The sequence below is a fragment of the Caballeronia terrestris genome, from assembly GCF_001544515.1.
GTDB classification, from domain to species: Bacteria; Pseudomonadota; Gammaproteobacteria; order Burkholderiales; family Burkholderiaceae; genus Caballeronia; species Caballeronia terrestris.
This window is the reverse complement of sequence record NZ_FCOL02000637.1, coordinates 1-519: the sequence shown is the minus strand read 5'-3', so window position 1 is coordinate 519 and position 519 is coordinate 1. Positions and strand designations below refer to the sequence as shown.

Below are 519 nucleotides of genomic sequence, written 5' to 3'. Positions count from 1 at the left end.
CTTAGTCGTTGTGATCGTTGATGCGGCGCAATCGAAACTTCAGGATCCGGCTGGCGCGAAACAGCACCACCCGTCGCGGCGCAACAGGGACCGCGGTCCCCGTCTTCGGATTCCGCCCGGGTCGCGCACGTTTATCGCGCACCTGAAAGCAGCCGAACCCCGACAGTCCGACCGTTTCGCCGTCTCCTAGCGCCTGCATGATCAGCTCAAAAAACGCGTCCACCAGCGCATGGGCATCAGATTTGTCGAGCCCAAGCCGAGCGCTGAGCCGCTCGATCAAATGCGCCCTAATGAACGCCGGCTGGCCGACGTGCGCCGCCTGCCTCGGCAGCCCCTCATGGAAGTTCAGCCTGTGTGCCACCTCGGTGGTTTCATCTCTTGGGTTCATTCGGATTCTGGACGTATCAAAAAGCGGCGGCATGATGCCTCTTACCCTCCTTTAGCTCAAGTTCCGTCGCGTCGCGCGGCCGAAAGATTAACGTCTTCACAGATCCTTCACCCCGCCTTCTTGTCGGCGTG

1 protein-coding gene is annotated in these 519 nt (G+C 60.7%); it reads right to left on the bottom strand.

Annotated elements, in window-relative coordinates; genetic code table 11:
• Position 1 precedes the first annotated feature (1 nt).
• Positions 2–421, bottom strand: coding sequence for an integration host factor subunit alpha (locus AWB67_RS39340; protein WP_235025625.1), 420 nt, complete (start codon positions 419–421; stop codon positions 2–4).
• Positions 422–519: the final 98 nt, after the last annotated feature.